A 16,241-nucleotide genomic window follows, 5' to 3' on the forward strand; every position below is an offset into this window, starting at 1 on the left:
CATTTTGAGGTTCAGAGTCGACCATGGAGTTTCTATCCCAGAATCACGGCTGCCCTGGGTGGGGCGGTGAGATGGCCGGGCGTATCCGGGCGTTCGATTGGAGCCGAACCGAGTTGGGCGCCATCGAGCACTGGTCCGCCAGCTTGCGTAGCGCTGTCCAATTGTTGCTGGCTTCGCCCCTGCCGATAGTGATGTTGTGGGGCCGCCAGGGCTTCATGATTTACAACGATGCCTATGCCGAGTTCGCCGGCGGCCGCCACCCCTACTTGCTGGGGTGCGCGGTGGAGTTGGGCTGGCCGGAGGTGGCCGAATTCAATCGCCATGTACTGGACGTCTGTCTGGCCGGCGGCACCTTGTCCTACCGCAGCAAAGAGCTGGTCCTGCTGCGCGATGGCAAGCCTGAAGATGTGTGGATGGACCTCTACTACAGCCCGGTGCCCGATGATGACCAGTCCCCGGCGGGCGTGCTGGCGATTGTGGTGGAAACCACGGAGCACGTATTGACCGAGCGCGCCCGGCAAGAGGCCGAACGCAGTTACCGCGCGGTCAATGAACGCATCCAGCTGGCGCTTTCGGCCGGGCCCTTGCTGGGGTCGTTCGTCTGGGACATCCAGGCCGACACGCTGTCGGGCGATGAGCGTTTTGCCCGCACCTTCAACTACCCCCCCGACTGTCCGCTGGACGCACTGCCCATCGAGATTGCTCGCCAGGGCATCCACCCGGACGACCTCGAAGAGGTCAACCAGCGGGTCGAACTGACCGTGCGCACAGGCACGCCTTACAGCGCTGAGTATCGGGTCCGCCGCCTGGGCGGTGACTACCGGTGGGTGCTGGCCAGCGGTCGATGCGAGTTCGACAGGACAGGCCGGCCCCTGCGGTTTCCGGGAGTGCTGATTGATATCGACGAGCGCAAGACGGCCGAAGCTTCGCTGCTCAAATTCACCCGCGACCTGGAGCAACGTGTCGCCGACGAGGTGCAGGCGCGGTTGGCAGCCGAAGAGCAGTTGCGCCAGTCGCAGAAGCTCGAGGCCATTGGTGGCCTCACCGGTGGCGTGGCCCATGATTTCAACAACTTGCTGCAGGTGATCGCCGGCAATCTGCACTTGCTGGCCCGCCACGAACGGGACAACGCCAATGTGCAACGACGGGTCAGTGCCTCCATCGAAGCCGTGGAGCGGGGGGCCAAGTTGTCCTCGCAGCTGTTGGCTTTCGCCCGGCGCCAGCCATTGTCACCGGCGGTCTATAACCCACGGCGCATCTACGAGGGCATGGGTGAACTGCTGCAGCGGGCCTTGGGCGAAACCATCCTGATTGAAGTGAGCCTGCCCCAGGAGCCCTGGTGCATCCATGTCGATCGCAATCAGTTGGAAAATGCCCTGTTGAACCTGGCGATCAATGCGCGTGATGCCATGCGGGGCGAGGGCACTATCCATCTGATCGGCGAGAACATCGTGCTCGATGACGCGTTCTGCGCCGGCAAGGGGATTGCGGCCGGCGACTATGTCCGGCTGTCGGTGATCGATTGCGGCGTCGGCATGCCGCCCGACATCCTGAAGCAGGTGTTCGAACCGTTTTTCACCACCAAGACCGATGGCCAGGGCACCGGGCTTGGATTGAGCATGGTGTTCGGGTTCGTCAAGCAGAGTGGCGGCCATATCGAGATCTCCAGTGACCTGGGCGAAGGCACGCGGGTGCGGATGTATTTCCCTCGAAGTCTTGCGCCCGAAGCCGGGGAAACCGAGCAACATGATGCGCTTCATTCCGGCCGGCAAGAGACGATCCTGGTGGTGGAGGACAACGCCGAGGTGCGCAGCGCGTCGGTGGAACTGCTGGAACAGTCCGGCTACAGGACCCTCACGGCCGCCAACGGCGATGAGGCGATGAAGCTGCTGCTGGATGGCACCCCGGTCGACCTGATCTTCACCGACGTGGTCATGCCCGGCCTGATCAAGAGTTCCGACCTGGCCGCCTGGGCCAAGGTGCAGACCCCGCCGGTCCCCGTGCTGTTCACCTCGGGGCACACCCGGGACATCATCTCCCGCAACCATCAATTGAGCCCCGATACCCATTTGTTGAGCAAACCCTACGGTCCGGACGCACTGGCCCGGATGGTGAGGAGCGTGCTGGGCGGTTGATCGCGGCGTCTTAAACAAATGGAACCGAAGCCGTCGCGTCACCTTCGAATGTTCAAGACCGGTCATCCATCCGGCCCTGTCATGAACGAGGTGCCCATGAACGACGATCCCGCAGACACTCAGCAACAAGGCCAGGCGCAGGCGCCATCCCCGCGCAACGATCCGGCCATCGATCCCCAGGTCCCGGGCAGGCCTTCGAGCGCCGAGCCCGTCAGTCCTGCCGGAGCGGACCAGGCTGACAGCGCCGCCACTGAGGTCGATCAGAAGCAGCATCATCAGGACAATGACAACACCTTCAGCCCCGGCTTCAAGCCTGACCCGGACCGGCCGAAATCCGGTGACGACACGGACGCCGATATCGATACCGATGGGGGCTAGACAAGGAAGGATGTACAACACCGCATCATGGTGGTGAATGCAAAGCTTTTGAATATCCACAAAACCTGTGGGAGCGGGCTTGCTCGCGAAAGCGGAGGGTCAGCTTGCATCAATGTTGATTGTGCCGGCGTCATCGCGAGCAAGCTCGCTCCCACAATGGTCCTGCGCGTTCACGGTATCTGGACACAACACAAAAACCTGTGGGAGCGGGCTTGCTCGCGAAAGCGGAGGGTCAGCTTGCAAAAAGGTTGAAAGACACACCGCCATCGCGAGCAAGCTCGCTCCCACAATGGTCCTGCGCTGAATGCAAAACTCATGAACCTCCACAAACCCTGTGGGAGCGAGCTTGCTCGCGAAAGCGGTGGGTCAGCTTGCATCAATGTTGATTGTGCCGGCGTCATCGCGAGCAAGTTCGGCTCCCACATGTCTTGGGGGGTTATTGACCGTTGGCGATCTGTTTCACCAAGGTTTCATGTCCTGTCTTGTCGCTGGCCCGGGAGATGATCTGCACCACCGCCATGCGCGTGCCGGAGGCACCCAGCAAGGTGGTGTCGAGGGTCGGTCCGCCGCCCTGGGTCGCGCGGGTGTCGAGCTGGCGCAGGCCCAGGCCGGTGCCTTTTTGCTTCAGGCTTTTTTCGCTGAGGATCTTGGCATCCGGCAGGGACTTGAGGCGCTGGGCGGCGAAGTCGGCCATGGTGGTGTCGAGGAACGCGCCATCGTCATCCTTCACATTCGCACCGTCGATAATGATGTTTTCCGCTGCGATCACCACGGTCTTGCTGGTGGCATTGCTGTACATCGTCCCCGTCGCCCCGGCGGTGCCCTGGGCGGCTTCACCGGCGGGCAATGGCGTCGCCGTAAAACCCTTGGGCAAGGTGAAGGTGAACTTGCCGCCCAGCATCGACACCTTTTGCGCCGGTGCATCACTGGCAGGTTTGGCCGGGGCCGCCTGGGTGGATACCACGACCAGGCTGGCGAAGGCCCCCAGCAACAGGACGGCGGCTTGTTTACTCAGCAATGACATTGAAAATCTCCACGGATGGTCGCGCTTGAAGGCCGATCATCCCATGGGCGTCGTCCCGGACTCCAGCAAGAGACCGTCATTTTGGCGATGCCGTCTGCCCCAGCAGGCGGCGGGTCACCCGCAACATGGCCATCGACACCGCAACGCCCAAGGCAAAGGCCGGCATGGCCAGCACCGGCAGCCGACGCGCCTTCAATGCCGTGTCGCCGATATTCAACCCGGCCCGGCCCTGAAGCGCCGAGCCAACGCCTCGCGCTCGAAGTGCTCGGTGATGAAGTCGATAAAGGCCCGGGTCTTGGCCGGCATCAGCGTGCGACTGGGGTAGTAGAGGGAAATCACCCCCAAATCGACGTACCAATCCGGTAACAGCCGCACCAGTTCGCCACGTTCCAGCCAGGGCAGGGCATCGGGCACCACCAACAGGGCCACGCCCAGACCCAGCAAGGCGGCCTCTCGCATGGCCACGGGGTCATTGAAAATCATGGACTCGTTCAGTTGCACGGCGGATTCAAGCCCGGCGGCGTTGCGCAACACGGTCTGACGTACCCGGCCGGTGCGGCTGGCCCGCAGCACGATGTTGTCCAGGCCGGCCAGGTCCTCGGGTTGCCGGGGCAGGGTGCGCCCGGCCAGGTAGGCGGGGCTGGCGACGGCAATCAGGTGAGCGGGCGCCAGGGTGCGCGATACCACCCCGGGCGTCAGGGCGAAGCCGCCGCCGATGGCTGCGTCGAAACCTTCGGCGATCAGGTCCACCGGACGGTTTTCGAAATGCCAGTCCGGACGGATCAGCGGATACCGAGCCAGCCACTGCGGCATCAACGGCAGTATCTGGCAGATGCCAAAACTGGGCGAGAGGCTGACGCGCAAGACGCCGGCCGGTTCGCCGCGCTCTGTGGTCACCGCACCAATGGCCGCCTGCAGGGCGTGCAGGTTGCCACCGATGCTGGCCAGGAAATGTTCTCCTGTTTCGGTCAGGGACAGCTTGCGGGTCGAGCGCTGGAACAACCGCACCCCCAGGTTGCGCTCCAGCATCGCCACGTTGCGGCTCACGGCCGCGGGCGTCAGGGCGAGTAGTCTCGCGGCCGCCGAGAAACTGCCGGTTTCGGCGCTGCGAACAAAGCATTCGAGGTTGGCGAGGCTTTCCATGGCATGGACCTGATAGTAATGCTTGAAAATGATTCGCCATATTACCGGCTAATCAGAAGGTAATGGCAAGGGCACCATGCACCTCAACGGCGGACATCACCGCCAGGCTTATCCAACCTTGAGGACACAAGACATGAGCGACATCGACACCATCGGCATCATTGGCGCAGGCGCCATCGGCAGTGCTTTCGCCCGCGCCCTGGCCCGCCAGAACATCAACGTAGTGATTGCCAACAGCCGTGGCCCGCAAAGCCTGACCGAGCTTGTGGCTGACCTCGGTCCAAGCGTGCGCGCCGGCACCGTGGAGGAAGCCGCCGCCCAGCCGATGGTGCTGGTGGCGGTCAACTGGTCGAAGTTGCCCCAGGCGCTGGGCGGTCTGCCGGATTTTGCCGGGCGCATCGTGATCGACGCCAACAACGCGATCGAAGTGCCCGGGTTCAAGGCCGTGGATCTCCAGGGCCGGGCTTCGACCGAGGTGTTCAGCGAGTGGGTGTCGGGCGCACGGGTGGTCAAGGCATTCAATCATCTGCTGGCGCGCCTGCTGGAGGCAGACCCGACGTCCGAAGGCGGCAAGCGGGTGCTGTTCCTGACCGGTGACGACGCGCAGGCACGGAGTGAAGTCGCGCGGTTGATCGAGCGCCTGGGCTTTTTCGGCGTGGACCTGGGTCCCTTGAGTGTCGGCGCACGCTTGACCCAGTTCCCGGGTGGCCCGCTGCCGGTGCTGAACCTGGTCAAGTTCGACTGAGGCCGCGCCGTGCTCAGCGATCCCAGTAGGGCACTTCGCCAAAACACTCGAGGAAGAAATCGATGACCGTGCGGACCTTCACCGACAGGCGTCGACTGCCCGGCCAGAGGATGGCGATCTGTTGCGGTTCGAGGCTGTTGGACGCCTGGTAATCCTTTAGCACCGGGACCAGCGTGCCGTTACGCACGGCTTCGCCGATCAACCACGACGGGAACATCACCAGCCCCAGGCCTTGTTCGGCGGCCTGGGTCAAGGTGTCGGCGTGGTTGCCGGTGATCGGGCCGCTGACGCTGTAGGGTGTCCAGGCCTGGCCCGGGCGGCGGAAGAACCAGCGCTGCTGACCGGTCACGCCCTTGTAGGCCAGGCACCGGTGGTGAACCAGGTCCTGGGGCTTGAGTGGTGCGCCGTGGCGGGCCAGATAGGTCGGGCTGGCGGCGATCTGGAAGCGATGGGGCGCGAGGATACGCGCCTGCATGCTCGAATCGTGCAGCGCACCGATGCGGAACAGCAGGTCGGCGCCTTCCTGCAGTGGGTCGACGTAGCTGTCGGTCTGCTGGATCTCCAGTTGCAGCTTCGGATAACGCTCGCATAGCTGCCCCAACCACGGTGTCAGGTGGCGCTGGCCAAACACCACCGGCGCATTGATCCGCACCAGTCCGGACGGCTCGCTGTGTTGCTCCTGCAGCGCCTGTTCGGCTTCCTCCAGTTGCACCAGCAGCAGCCGTGCATGATGCCCCAGCAGGCGGCCAGCCTCGGTGGGTGAAACGGCTCGGGTGTGGCGATAGAGCAACTGTTGGTTCAGGGCCTGTTCCATCAACTGGATCTGCCGGGAAATCGAGGACGGCGCCAAGCCTTCGCGCCGCGCGACTTCCGAAAAACTGCCGTGATCGAGCACGGCGACGAACAATCGCAATGCCTTGAAGCCCAGTTCATTGAGGCCGTGCATGGTGCGGGCTTTCCTGTGCGTGTTACGCAAAAGTGTTATCGGGATACTCACATTTATCGCACAGCGGCACCAGCCGATAATGCCGGCCCTCTTTCAAGTGAACAGGTCCTGATCATGCAAACATCTTCATTGAGCGAGGCCGTGCCGGTATCGACGCCCGCCAGACCCCGGACATTGTTGCGCTGGCTATTGCTGCCCCTGGTGATCCTGGCCGGCATGGGCTTGTCGGTGGAAGCTGGCCTGCTCGGGCCGCTCGGGGCCCAGGTCGGGCATCTGTGGGCCACGCTGAGCATCTTCGGCGTCGGTTCGGCGATTCTTTTCCTGCTGTTGTTGCTCAGTGGCCGGCAGCGAGGCCCAGCCTTGCATGAGTTGCCACGCTGGCAATTGATCGGCGGTTTCCTCGGTCCGATCTATGTGGTCGTGCTGACACTCGCCACGCCGCACATCGGCATCGCCATGACCATGGTCGCGATTCTCTCCGGCCAGGTGGGTAAAAGTGTCCTGATCGATCATTTCGGCTGGTTCGGCACGGCCCGCAAGCGGGTCAATGGCGAACGCTGGCTGGCGTTGGCCTTGATTGTCGTCGCCCTTGTCCTGATTGCCCGAGGTTGAACATGAACCTGTTTGTTTTGTTGTTGCTGGTCGTCGCGGCCGGTGCGGTGTTGAGTGTGCAGGCGGCTATCAACGGGCGCCTGGGCCAGACGGTCGGTGTGTTGCGCAGCAGCTTGCTGACGTTCACGGTGGGCACGGTGACCACCGGGCTGCTGATCGTGTTTTTTGAACCGGCCCACGGCTTGACGCTGTTGGACATGCCGAAATGGCAACTCAGCGGGGCCTTGTTCGGTGTGGTGTACATGATGGTGATGGTGGGCGCGGTGCCCAGGGTCGGCACGGCCGTGGCCACCGTGGCGGTGATCGTCGGGCAACTGGGCATGGGCATGCTGATCGACAACTTCGGTTGGCTGGGCAACCCGGCCATCGAATTGTCCGGCAGTCGAGTCCTCGCCATGGCCTGCCTGGCACTGGCGCTGGTGTTCATGTATCGCAGCAATACCCGTCAGGCCTGAACGGTTCAGTCGGGTTCCACGTTGAGTTGCAGACTGCCATCGGCCAGGCGTTCAGTGCTGCGGACGATGCCGCTCAGGCGCCGGCCCTCGGCGCTGAACACCACGATCTCGGCCTTGTCCAGGTCGTCCGGCATCGGCGGTTGAATGTGCAGCGCGAACCACACCGGCTTGTCCTCGTCGAGGCGCTGGACGTTGTATTGGCAGTCGATACTTTTGGTCTGGCGGCCGAACAGGGTGTCGAGACCGTAGTCCAGGTGAGTGCTGTCGGCGGCGGAGGGAGTGAGGGGCATCGGCGGTCTCCTGGGGGCGCGGTTGATGTTCAAATGATCCTGCCCGGGAGGGAAAATTCCATTGGCCGAGCCGTTGGGAACAGCCCAACCGGTTCCCTGTGGCGAGGGGATTTATCCCCGTTGGAGCGCGAAGCGGTCCTGAGTCCCGCTCATCAGGGCGGGGCAGACTTGGGGCCGCTTCGCGACCCAGCGGGGATAAATCCCCTCGCCACAAAGGATCCAGGCCTGAAAGATCAGTGCCCTGGCACGCCGTTCTTCCACTCCGACCAGTTCTTCACAATGTCCTGCACCAGCGGGTTGCCGGTGCGGAACAGGTTTTCCAGCGCCGGGACGAACGCGCCCTGGTCGGCGTACTTGAGCAGGTTATCCACTTCATTGCCACCGGGCTCGGGGCGGTCGAAGTCGGACCCGGCCCGCAGCACTGCCAGCCGGTTGATGTCCACCCGACCTTCACGGCTGGCTCGTAGCAGGGCCTCGTAAGTCGAGTTGTCTTCCTGTTGGGTCGTGCAGTAGACGCCTTTGTTGTCGGTGAGCAGGCGGGTCCAGACTTCGGCGCGCTCGCTCAGGCGCGTGCCGGAGAACCAGGTGTTGCCGGCCAGGGTGTCGCAGCGGGTCACCACCGGCGGCTGGTTGGCCGGGGCATACGGATACTTCAAGCGCCAGGCCGCCGATTCCTTGCTTTCGGTCAAGGTCACCTGCTGGCTGAGGGCAAAGGCCTTGGCTTGCAGGGCCGGGTTGAGTTCGAAGACTTCTGTCTTGTAGTCCAGCGGCGGCTTTTCGTTCGGCCCCTTGGTGTTGATGCCCAGGTAGCCGGTGGGCCAGTCCTTGGGCACATCCCGCGAATCCAGCTCCCACTGAGTACCGAACTCCACCAGGTAATGGGCCCAGGCGGTTGTGCCAAGTGTGCCGTGGTGCGGGTTGATACCGGCGATCCCGGCCACCAGGAAATAGCTCTTGCGCAGGTCGAAGGTCGGGGAGAGCGCCAGGGCCAGGGTCGAGGCCGCCGCGTTGGTCTGGCCCATGCCGGTGATCAGCAGGCAGACCCGTTCGGCATTGCAGCGGATCGTCGGGTACTCGGCGGACAGCCCCGGTACACGGATTTCATCCTTGAGTTGCAAGCGTTCGATCCAGTTCTGCGCTTCGGGGGCGAACATGGTGATCAGCATCACTTTGGGTTGAAGTGGCGGCGCGGCCCCGGCGCTTGCCGCGAAGAGTGCAGTACTTGCCAGGCCGATTGAAGCAAACAGGCGATTGATCATGTGTTCGTGACCTCCATGGATTCGAAAGGGTGCTGCGACGATGTGCTCAGAATTGATAGCCGACCCCGGCGTAATACCCCCACCCATCGGAGCGGGCGCGGAAGTTGCCATCGCCAAAGTTGAGTTCACTGCCATCCTGCCAGTTGCCGCCGTTGTGGAAGTAGCGGCCCACCAGAGTGAAGCGCACGTGGGTGAACGCGTACAGCAAGACATTGGTGGCGACCGTGGCGTTGGCGGTGCGGGCCGGGTTGTCCTTGTGCAGGTCCGAACCGAAGTCGAAGTTGGTGAAGCCAATGTACGTCAGCGAGGCACCATTGCTGAACTGGCTGATTGGCACGATGTACTTGAGTTGAGCGCGGTAGCCGTCCCAGGAATATTCATTGCTGGCGCCATAGTTTTCCCATTGATAACGGCCATAGAAGTTGGCCGACAAGTTGACCTTCGAGTGTGTGTCGATGTCGGTGCCCAGGCCGCTGTACAAGGTGTTCGCGCGATTGGCGCTGTTGCTGCCGTGGTCGTAGATCCAGTCGAACGCCACGTACCATTCCTTGAAGGGCCCGATGGCCAGGCTGCGGCCGGCCAGGTAGTCGATGGAAATCCGCGGCTCGTGTTCCATGAACACGGGTGAACCGTGGTCCCACACACCTTTGTCGTGACTGTTGCCAATGTTGAAAATCTTCGGAATGTCGACGTAGCCATAGAGTTCGAAAGGGCCCTTGCGTCCGAAGTATTCATATTCCAGATAGATATCGTCGACCGGTTGCGGGCCGAAGCTGATGTCTTTGCTGCCGATGAGCGTCAGGTCCTGGTTGTACCAGTCCGACAGGTAGGCGCCTTTCTTCGACGGGGTGGCTTCTGGACTGAGGGCTTCGCCTTGGGCGGACACCTCGGTGGGTTGGGCGTGGGTCGTGGCGCTGAGTAGTCCGGTAACGGCGGTCAGTAGCAGGGTGGCTGCCCATACGCCGGGCGTGGCGCGACACCGGGAAGTGAAGTGCATGGAAAGTCCTTGTTCGTGGGGGCCGAAGCCCGTGTTCCGTGATTGAAAAAAATCGTCGATCCGCTGAGGATGATCGAATGCGCAAACGTTTGCACATCTCATACCAATTTTATGCAGTGGCTTGAAAATCTTGGGATTGAGGCGATTTTCCTGTCCTTTTGGTCAGGCCTGGTGCGCCGAATGCTTCACGCCCGCCTGAAGCAGCACCAAAGTGTTGCACGGGCGAATGCTCGGCACGGCACTGAGTCGGCGGCGTTGCTGTTAGAATCGATCCACTTGATTGACCGGAGAGATGTCCATGAGCGAGCCGATTCGCCTGACCCAGTACAGCCACGGCGCCGGTTGCGGCTGCAAGATTTCGCCCCAAGTGCTGGAAGTGATCCTGGCCGGCAGTGGTGCGCAGAACCTCGATCCCAAGCTTTGGGTCGGCAATGCTTCTCGCGACGACGCTGCGGTGTATGCCATCGACGAAGAGCGTGGGGTGGTCTCGACCACCGATTTTTTCATGCCGATTGTCGATGATCCCTTCGATTTCGGCCGCATCGCCGCCACCAATGCCATCAGCGACATCTACGCCATGGGCGGTGATCCGCTGATGGCCATTGCGATTCTTGGCTGGCCGGTCAACGTATTGGCCCCGGAAATTGCCCGGGAAGTGATTCGCGGCGGCCGTTCCGTGTGTGACGAGGCCGGTATTCCCCTGGCGGGCGGGCATTCGATCGACGCGCCCGAGCCGATCTTCGGCCTGGCGGTCACGGGTCTGGTGCAAAAGCGTCATATGAAGCGCAACGACACGGCCACCGCCGGTTGCCGCCTGTACCTGACCAAACCCCTGGGCATCGGCATCCTCACCACGGCGGAAAAGAAAGGCAAGCTGCGCGCCGCCGATGTCGGCCTGGCCCGTGACTGGATGTGCACCCTCAATAAACCCGGCAGCCGCTTTGGCAAGCTCGATGGCGTGACGGCGATGACCGACGTCACCGGTTTCGGCCTGCTCGGGCACCTGGTGGAAATGGCCGACGGCAGCCAGTTGACCGCGCGCATCCGCTATGACGCGGTGCCGCGTCTGCCGGGCGTCGAATACTATCTGGACCTGGGCTGTGTGCCGGGCGGTACGCTGCGCAACTACGACAGCTACGCCAGCAAGGTCGGTCGGGTCCAGGAGTTGCACAAGCGAGTGCTGTGCGACCCGCAAACCAGCGGCGGCCTGTTGATTGCCGTCACCCCCGAAGGCGAGGACGAGTTCCTGCGGGTGGCCACTGAACTCGGCCTGGCGCTGGAGCCCATCGGCGAGTTGGTCGAGCGACAGCGTCATGCGGTCGAGGTGTCTTGATGAGCCATGACATCACCGATTACCGCAACATCTTCCTCCATGGCCGACCGATGATGGACACGCGCGCCCCAGTCGAATTCATCAAGGGCGCTTTCCCCGGCGTGGTCAATCTGCCGTTGATGACCGACAACGAACGGCAACGGGTCGGGACCTGCTACAAACAACAGGGGCAACAGGCCGCCATCGTCCTGGGGCACCAACTGGTGTCCGGTGAGACCAAGGCCCAGCGCATCCAGGCTTGGGCGGCGTTCGCCAAGGCCCATCCCGACGGTCTGCTGTATTGCTTTCGCGGCGGCTTGCGTTCGCAGATCGTCCAGCAATGGCTCAAGGACGAAGCGGGCATTGATTACCCTCGGGTCGGCGGTGGCTACAAGGCCATGCGCACGTTCTTGCTGGACACCGTCGAACAGGCGGTCGCCGAGTGCGACCTGGTGCTGCTGGGCGGCATGACCGGTACCGGCAAGACCGAAGTGCTGGGCCAACTGGGCAACAGCCTGGACCTGGAAGGGCATGCCAACCATCGCGGTTCGAGTTTCGGCAAACGCGCCACCGGCCAGCCTTCCAACATCGATTTTGAAAATCGCTTGGCCGTGGATGTGCTGAAAAAACGCGCCGCCGGCATCGAACAGTTTGTGCTGGAAGATGAGAGCCGTGCGGTCGGCAGCTGCGCCTTGCCACTGTCCTTGTACCAGCGCATGCAGCAGGTCCCGATGGTCTGGCTGGAAGACAGCCTGGAGCGTCGGGTCGAACGGATCCTGCAGGATTACGTCATTGACCTGTGTGCGGAGTTTGTGGCGGTACATGGCGACGAAGGTTTTTCGCTGTTTTCCGAGCGATTGCTGGCAAGCCTGGACAACATCCACAAACGCCTGGGTGGCGACCGTCACCGGCGCTTGAAGGACATCCTGGAAACAGCCCTGGCCGAGCAGGCCCACAGCGGTGCCGTCGACGTGCATCGCGGTTGGATCGAGGGTTTGCTGCGTGAGTATTACGACCCGATGTACGTGTTCCAGCGGGAAAAGAAGGGCTTGCGGATCGAGTTCTCGGGGGAGCAGGCGGCGGTGCTGGAGTATTTGCGCGAGCGGGCGGCCCGGGGAGGGTGACCTGTGGGAGCGAGCTTGCTCGCGATGGCGGCGACACAGCCACCCTTGAGGCAAGCTGACCCACCACCATCGCGAGCAAGCCCGCTCCCACACCGATGATCAGGTCGGGCAGGCTTCCTGGCCATTGTCCAAACCTTGCTTGTAGCTCTGGCTGGTGAGGCTGGCCTTGCCGTTGTGCCAGGTCAGGGTCAGCACATACAGCGAATCGAAGTCCCCGGATGCCCAGTCTTCGGTAATGGTCTGTTCCTTGCCCACCGCCTCACCGGCGACCTTGTTGATCAGCTCCGGCAGGTAGCCATGGGACCAGGCGGTATAGATGGTGGAGTTGTGGTACTTGTCGTGCAGCAACTCGTCAGCCAGGTCGCTGGTGTCGTTGGCTGAAAAACTGATGTTTACCGGCAGCCCGAGCTTGATGGCGCTGGGGCTGATGGTCATCAGCGGGCGAATATAGCTATAGGAATTGTCCAGCTCACCCTCTTCGACATTGCGGGTCGGGTTGGCCGCGAACACGTAGTCGGCCTTGCCGAATTTTTCCGGCAGCAGGGTGGCCAGGTCGATGGCGCGGTTGAGGCCCTGGCAGTTGAGCTGGCCCAGGCCACCGGCGGGTTTCTCGGCGTGGCGCAGGAACACCAGGGTCTGTACGCCGTCGGCTGGCTGGGCGCGGCTGACGCTGGATTCCAGCGACAGCACCAAGCCACAGACCACAAGCAGCGTCGGCAGCATCAGCCACGAACGGTGTTTGAAGCGTTTGGCGAAATTCAGTGGGTTCATCATCGAATAATAGTCTTCAGCACGCTTGAGTCAGGCTGACAAACCCCGGTACCGCGAAGCGCTTGGCCTCGGGTGTTTTCCCTGTCGTTACGCCTCGTTGGTTCTTCGCGGGCATTGCTCAGAGTCCCTTCGAGCGCTTTGGTTCGATTCCGGTGCACTGTAGCGATCTCCGTCAGGAGATGGGACGAACGTTAACGACAGGATGTTGCTGAATTAAGAAGGCACGACGTGAATTGTGTGACGGGCAGTGGTGTCGTCCCCAACATCTTGGATTATCCTCGGGGTTTCCTTCATTTCCGAGCCGACCCCATGCCCGACTTGACGCCATACCTCATCACCCAGAAATGGCCTGCCCAATACCCGGAGTGGATCCAGCTCTACTCCCTGCCAACGCCCAACGGCGTGAAGGTTTCGATCATGCTGGAAGAGATCGGCCTGCCGTACGAGCCCCACAAAGTGGACTTCGCCAGCAACGACCAGCTGTCGCCCGAGTTCCTGTCCCTGAACCCCAACAACAAGATCCCGGCGATTCTCGATCCCCACGGGCCGGGGGACCAGCCGTTGGCATTGTTCGAGTCGGGGGCGATCCTGATCTATCTGGCGGACAAGAGCGGACAGTTGCTGGCCCAGGAGTCGGCGGCGCGCTACGAGACGATCCAGTGGCTGATGTTCCAGATGGGAGGGATCGGGCCCATGTTCGGGCAGTTGGGGTTCTTCAACAAGTTCGCCGGCAAGGACTACGAGGACAAGCGGCCACGGGATCGTTACGTCGAGGAAAGCAGGCGCCTGCTCAAGGTGCTCGATGGCCGTCTGCAAGGGCGGGACTGGATCATGGGCGAGCGCTACACCATTGCCGACATCGCCACGTTTCCCTGGGTGCGCAACTTGATCGGTTTTTATGAAGCCGGTGATTTGGTGGGTATCCGCAACTTCCCCAATGTGACGCGGGTATTGGAGCGCTTCCTGGCGCGACCGGCCGTGGCCCGTGGGTTGAAGATTCCGGAATGAGCAAGCCGACGACCCGCCGATTCGATTACAAGCAACTGGATGTGTTCAGCGATGTGCCGCTCAAGGGCAATCCGCTGGCGGTGGTGCTGGGGGCCGATGGGCTCAGTGACTCGCGCATGGCCGCTTTCGCCAACTGGACCAACCTCAGCGAAACCACGTTCCTGCTGGCGCCGCAGCACCCGGAAGCCGATTACCGGGTGCGTATTTTCACCACGTCCACCGAGTTGCCGTTTGCCGGGCATCCGACCCTGGGCAGTTGTCACGCCTGGCTGGAAGCCGGAGGCGTGCCCAAAGGGCAGGAGATCGTGCAGGAGTGCGGCGTCGGCCTGGTCAGGGTGCGCCGCAGCGATCATGGGTTGGCGTTCCTCGCGCCGCCCTTGCTCAAGTCCGGTCCGCTGGAGGCCGAGCTGCTGGAGCGGGTGTGCAAGGGGCTGGGGCTCGCAGCGCAGGCGATTGTCGAGGCGCAATGGGTCGATAACGGTGCCGGCTGGCTGGCGGTGATGCTCAAGGAGCGCCGGCAAGTCCTGACGCTTGAGCCGGATTACCAGCAGTTGCTGGACCTGGCCGTGGGCGTGATCGCACCCTGGGATCGGGCCGTGGATGGCGATGAGGCCCACTTCGAAGTGCGCGGCTTTATCGCCGGTGATGGCATGCCCGAGGATCCGGCCACCGGCAGCCTGAACGCCGGGCTCGCCCAATGGATGCTGGGCAAGGGGCTGGCGCCTGCGTCCTACGTGGTCAGCCAGGGGCTGACGATGGGCCGGGCCGGGCGGATTCATGTCGAGCAGTTGGGGGAAGAGGTCTGGATTGGTGGTGCCGTCGTGACGTGCATCAATGGCTCGTTGACCCTGTGAGGCGATTATTACCCGGCTGGTAACACTCTGTTTTCCAGCTGGCGTTTGTGCCCTGGCTGGCCTGGGCATAAGCTTCGTTCCCTGTGATCGAGCCGCATTTTTTGCCCAGGAGTCCCATGTCCAGCCAGTTCCCCGAAGCACGTCCACGCCGCCTGCGTCGCAATGCAAGCCTGCGCAGCCTGTTCCAGGAAACCGAGTTCACCTTGAACGATCTGGTGCTGCCGATTTTCGTCGAAGAAGAAATCGATGATTTTGTACCGATCAAGAGCATGCCCGGCGTGGTGCGCATTCCAGAGTCGAAGCTGGCCGGTGAGATCGAACGCTATGCCCGCGCTGGCATCAAGTCGGTGATGACCTTTGGTGTATCCCATCACCTGGACAACGAGGGCAGCGACACCTGGCGTGAGCGCGGCCTGGTGTCACGCATGGCCAGGATCTGCAAGGACGCGGTGCCGGAAATGATCGTGATGTCCGACACCTGCTTCTGTGAATACACCGACCATGGTCACTGCGGCGTGCTCCACGGCGGTGAAGTGGACAACGACCGGACCTTGATCAACCTGGGCAAGCAAGCCGTGGCGGCGGCCCGCGCCGGTGCCGATGTGATCGCGCCGTCGGCGGCCATGGACGGCCAGGTCCAGGCGATTCGCAGGGCTTTGGATGAAGCCGGTTTCAGCCAGACGGCGATCATGGCCTATTCCACCAAATTCGCCTCGGCGCTGTATGGGCCGTTCCGCGAGGCCGGCGGCAGCGCGCTGAAAGGTGACCGCAAGAGCTACCAGATGAACCCGATGAACCGCCGCGAAGCCCTGCGTGAATCCCTGCTCGATGAGCAGGAAGGTGCCGATGCGCTGATGGTCAAGCCGGCCGGTGCCTACCTCGACATCATCCGCGACATTCGCCAGGCTTCGAACCTGCCGCTGTCGGCTTACCAGGTCAGTGGCGAATACGCGATGATCAAGTTCGCCGCCCAGGCCGGCGCCATCGACGAAGCCCGTGTGGTACGCGAGAGCCTTGGCGCAATCAAGCGGGCGGGGGCAGACCTGATCTTCACCTACTTCGCCATGGACCTGGCGCTGAACGGGATCTGATCCCTGTGGGAGCGAGCTTGCTCGCGATAGCGATGGGTCAGCTTGCATCGAGGGTGACTGTGCCGCCGTCATCGCGAGCGAGCTCGCTCCCACATGG

18 protein-coding genes are annotated in these 16,241 nt (G+C 62.6%); 10 read left to right on the forward strand and 8 right to left on the reverse strand.

Annotation, left to right across the window (positions count from 1 at the left end; all coding sequences use genetic code 11):
* Positions 1-23 precede the first annotated feature (23 nt).
* Positions 24-2,135, forward strand: coding sequence for a hybrid sensor histidine kinase/response regulator (locus tag BM321_RS16240; protein WP_092443278.1), 2,112 nt, complete (start codon positions 24-26; stop codon positions 2,133-2,135).
* A 96-nt stretch (positions 2,136-2,231) separates the two neighbouring features.
* Positions 2,232-2,513 (forward strand): hypothetical protein, encoded by a 282-nt coding sequence (locus BM321_RS16245; RefSeq protein WP_175534932.1) that lies wholly within the window; start codon positions 2,232-2,234, stop codon positions 2,511-2,513.
* Positions 2,514-2,949: 436 nt separating this feature from the next.
* On the opposite strand, the gene BM321_RS16250 is transcribed toward BM321_RS16245, so the two are convergent.
* From BM321_RS16250 to BM321_RS16255, 3 genes are all read right to left on the reverse strand, one after another.
* Positions 2,950-3,537, reverse strand: coding sequence for a DcrB/PsbP domain-containing protein (locus tag BM321_RS16250; protein WP_092443282.1), 588 nt, complete (start codon positions 3,535-3,537; stop codon positions 2,950-2,952).
* A 76-nt stretch (positions 3,538-3,613) separates the two neighbouring features.
* The gene (locus BM321_RS30540) at positions 3,614-3,754 is read right to left on the reverse strand and encodes a hypothetical protein (protein WP_175534930.1); all 141 of its coding nucleotides are present in this window, start codon (positions 3,752-3,754) and stop codon (positions 3,614-3,616) included.
* A complete protein-coding gene (locus BM321_RS16255; RefSeq protein WP_092443284.1) occupies positions 3,751-4,680 on the reverse strand; it encodes a LysR family transcriptional regulator in 930 nt (309 codons plus the stop codon). Before BM321_RS16255 ends, BM321_RS30540 begins: the two co-directional genes overlap by 4 nt.
* Before the next feature lie 142 nt (positions 4,681-4,822).
* Here BM321_RS16255 and BM321_RS16260 point away from each other — a divergent pair, with 142 nt between their 5' ends.
* Positions 4,823-5,425 (forward strand): NADPH-dependent F420 reductase, encoded by a 603-nt coding sequence (locus tag BM321_RS16260; protein WP_092443395.1) that lies wholly within the window; start codon positions 4,823-4,825, stop codon positions 5,423-5,425.
* A 13-nt stretch (positions 5,426-5,438) separates the two neighbouring features.
* Here BM321_RS16260 and BM321_RS16265 read toward each other — a convergent pair whose 3' ends face one another.
* Positions 5,439-6,371 carry a LysR family transcriptional regulator gene (locus BM321_RS16265; RefSeq protein WP_092443286.1) on the reverse strand — a complete coding sequence of 311 codons (933 nt, stop codon included), beginning with the start codon at positions 6,369-6,371 and terminating at the stop codon, positions 5,439-5,441.
* Between the two features lie 114 nt (positions 6,372-6,485).
* Between BM321_RS16265 and BM321_RS16270 the strand changes: the two genes are divergently transcribed.
* Both BM321_RS16270 and BM321_RS16275 read left to right on the forward strand, forming a co-directional pair.
* The gene (locus BM321_RS16270; RefSeq protein WP_092203677.1) at positions 6,486-6,983 is read left to right on the forward strand and encodes a DMT family transporter; all 498 of its coding nucleotides are present in this window, start codon (positions 6,486-6,488) and stop codon (positions 6,981-6,983) included.
* A 2-nt stretch (positions 6,984-6,985) separates the two neighbouring features.
* Complete coding sequence (locus BM321_RS16275) at positions 6,986-7,438, forward strand: DMT family transporter (RefSeq protein ID WP_092443288.1); 453 nt, start codon at positions 6,986-6,988, stop codon at positions 7,436-7,438.
* 5 nt (positions 7,439-7,443) lie between these two features.
* On the opposite strand, the gene BM321_RS16280 is transcribed toward BM321_RS16275, so the two are convergent.
* From BM321_RS16280 to BM321_RS16290, 3 genes are all read right to left on the reverse strand, one after another.
* Positions 7,444-7,728 carry a hypothetical protein gene (locus tag BM321_RS16280; RefSeq protein ID WP_092443290.1) on the reverse strand — a complete coding sequence of 95 codons (285 nt, stop codon included), beginning with the start codon at positions 7,726-7,728 and terminating at the stop codon, positions 7,444-7,446.
* A gap of 233 nt (positions 7,729-7,961) precedes the next feature.
* A complete protein-coding gene (locus BM321_RS16285; RefSeq protein ID WP_092443291.1) occupies positions 7,962-8,987 on the reverse strand; it encodes a purine-nucleoside phosphorylase in 1,026 nt (341 codons plus the stop codon).
* A 46-nt stretch (positions 8,988-9,033) separates the two neighbouring features.
* Entirely contained in the window at positions 9,034-9,984 is a 951-nt protein-coding gene (locus BM321_RS16290; protein WP_092443293.1) for a nucleoside-specific channel-forming protein Tsx, read from the reverse strand.
* 298 nt (positions 9,985-10,282) lie between these two features.
* Between BM321_RS16290 and selD the strand changes: the two genes are divergently transcribed.
* The gene (gene selD / locus BM321_RS16295) at positions 10,283-11,317 is read left to right on the forward strand and encodes a selenide, water dikinase SelD (protein ID WP_092443295.1); all 1,035 of its coding nucleotides are present in this window, start codon (positions 10,283-10,285) and stop codon (positions 11,315-11,317) included.
* The gene (gene mnmH, locus BM321_RS16300) at positions 11,317-12,420 is read left to right on the forward strand and encodes a tRNA 2-selenouridine(34) synthase MnmH (RefSeq protein ID WP_092443297.1); all 1,104 of its coding nucleotides are present in this window, start codon (positions 11,317-11,319) and stop codon (positions 12,418-12,420) included. The genes selD and mnmH overlap by 1 nt, the downstream gene beginning before the upstream one ends.
* Positions 12,421-12,519: 99 nt before the next feature.
* Here mnmH and BM321_RS16305 read toward each other — a convergent pair whose 3' ends face one another.
* Positions 12,520-13,194, reverse strand: a complete 675-nt coding sequence (locus BM321_RS16305) for a histidine phosphatase family protein (RefSeq protein WP_092443299.1) — start codon at positions 13,192-13,194, stop codon at positions 12,520-12,522.
* Positions 13,195-13,500: 306 nt separating this feature from the next.
* Between BM321_RS16305 and BM321_RS16310 the strand changes: the two genes are divergently transcribed.
* The 3 genes from BM321_RS16310 (at position 13,501) to hemB (ending at position 16,144) form a co-directional block, all read left to right on the forward strand.
* A complete protein-coding gene (locus BM321_RS16310) occupies positions 13,501-14,199 on the forward strand; it encodes a glutathione S-transferase family protein (protein WP_092443300.1) in 699 nt (232 codons plus the stop codon).
* Positions 14,196-15,053 (forward strand): PhzF family phenazine biosynthesis protein, encoded by an 858-nt coding sequence (locus BM321_RS16315; RefSeq protein WP_092327311.1) that lies wholly within the window; start codon positions 14,196-14,198, stop codon positions 15,051-15,053. Before BM321_RS16310 ends, BM321_RS16315 begins: the two co-directional genes overlap by 4 nt.
* Positions 15,054-15,169: 116 nt before the next feature.
* The gene (gene hemB, locus BM321_RS16320) at positions 15,170-16,144 is read left to right on the forward strand and encodes a porphobilinogen synthase (protein WP_092443302.1); all 975 of its coding nucleotides are present in this window, start codon (positions 15,170-15,172) and stop codon (positions 16,142-16,144) included.
* Positions 16,145-16,241: the final 97 nt, after the last annotated feature.

The sequence above is a fragment of the Pseudomonas sp. NFIX10 genome (genome assembly GCF_900111955.1).
Lineage (GTDB): Bacteria > Pseudomonadota > Gammaproteobacteria > Pseudomonadales > Pseudomonadaceae > Aquipseudomonas > Aquipseudomonas fluorescens_AA.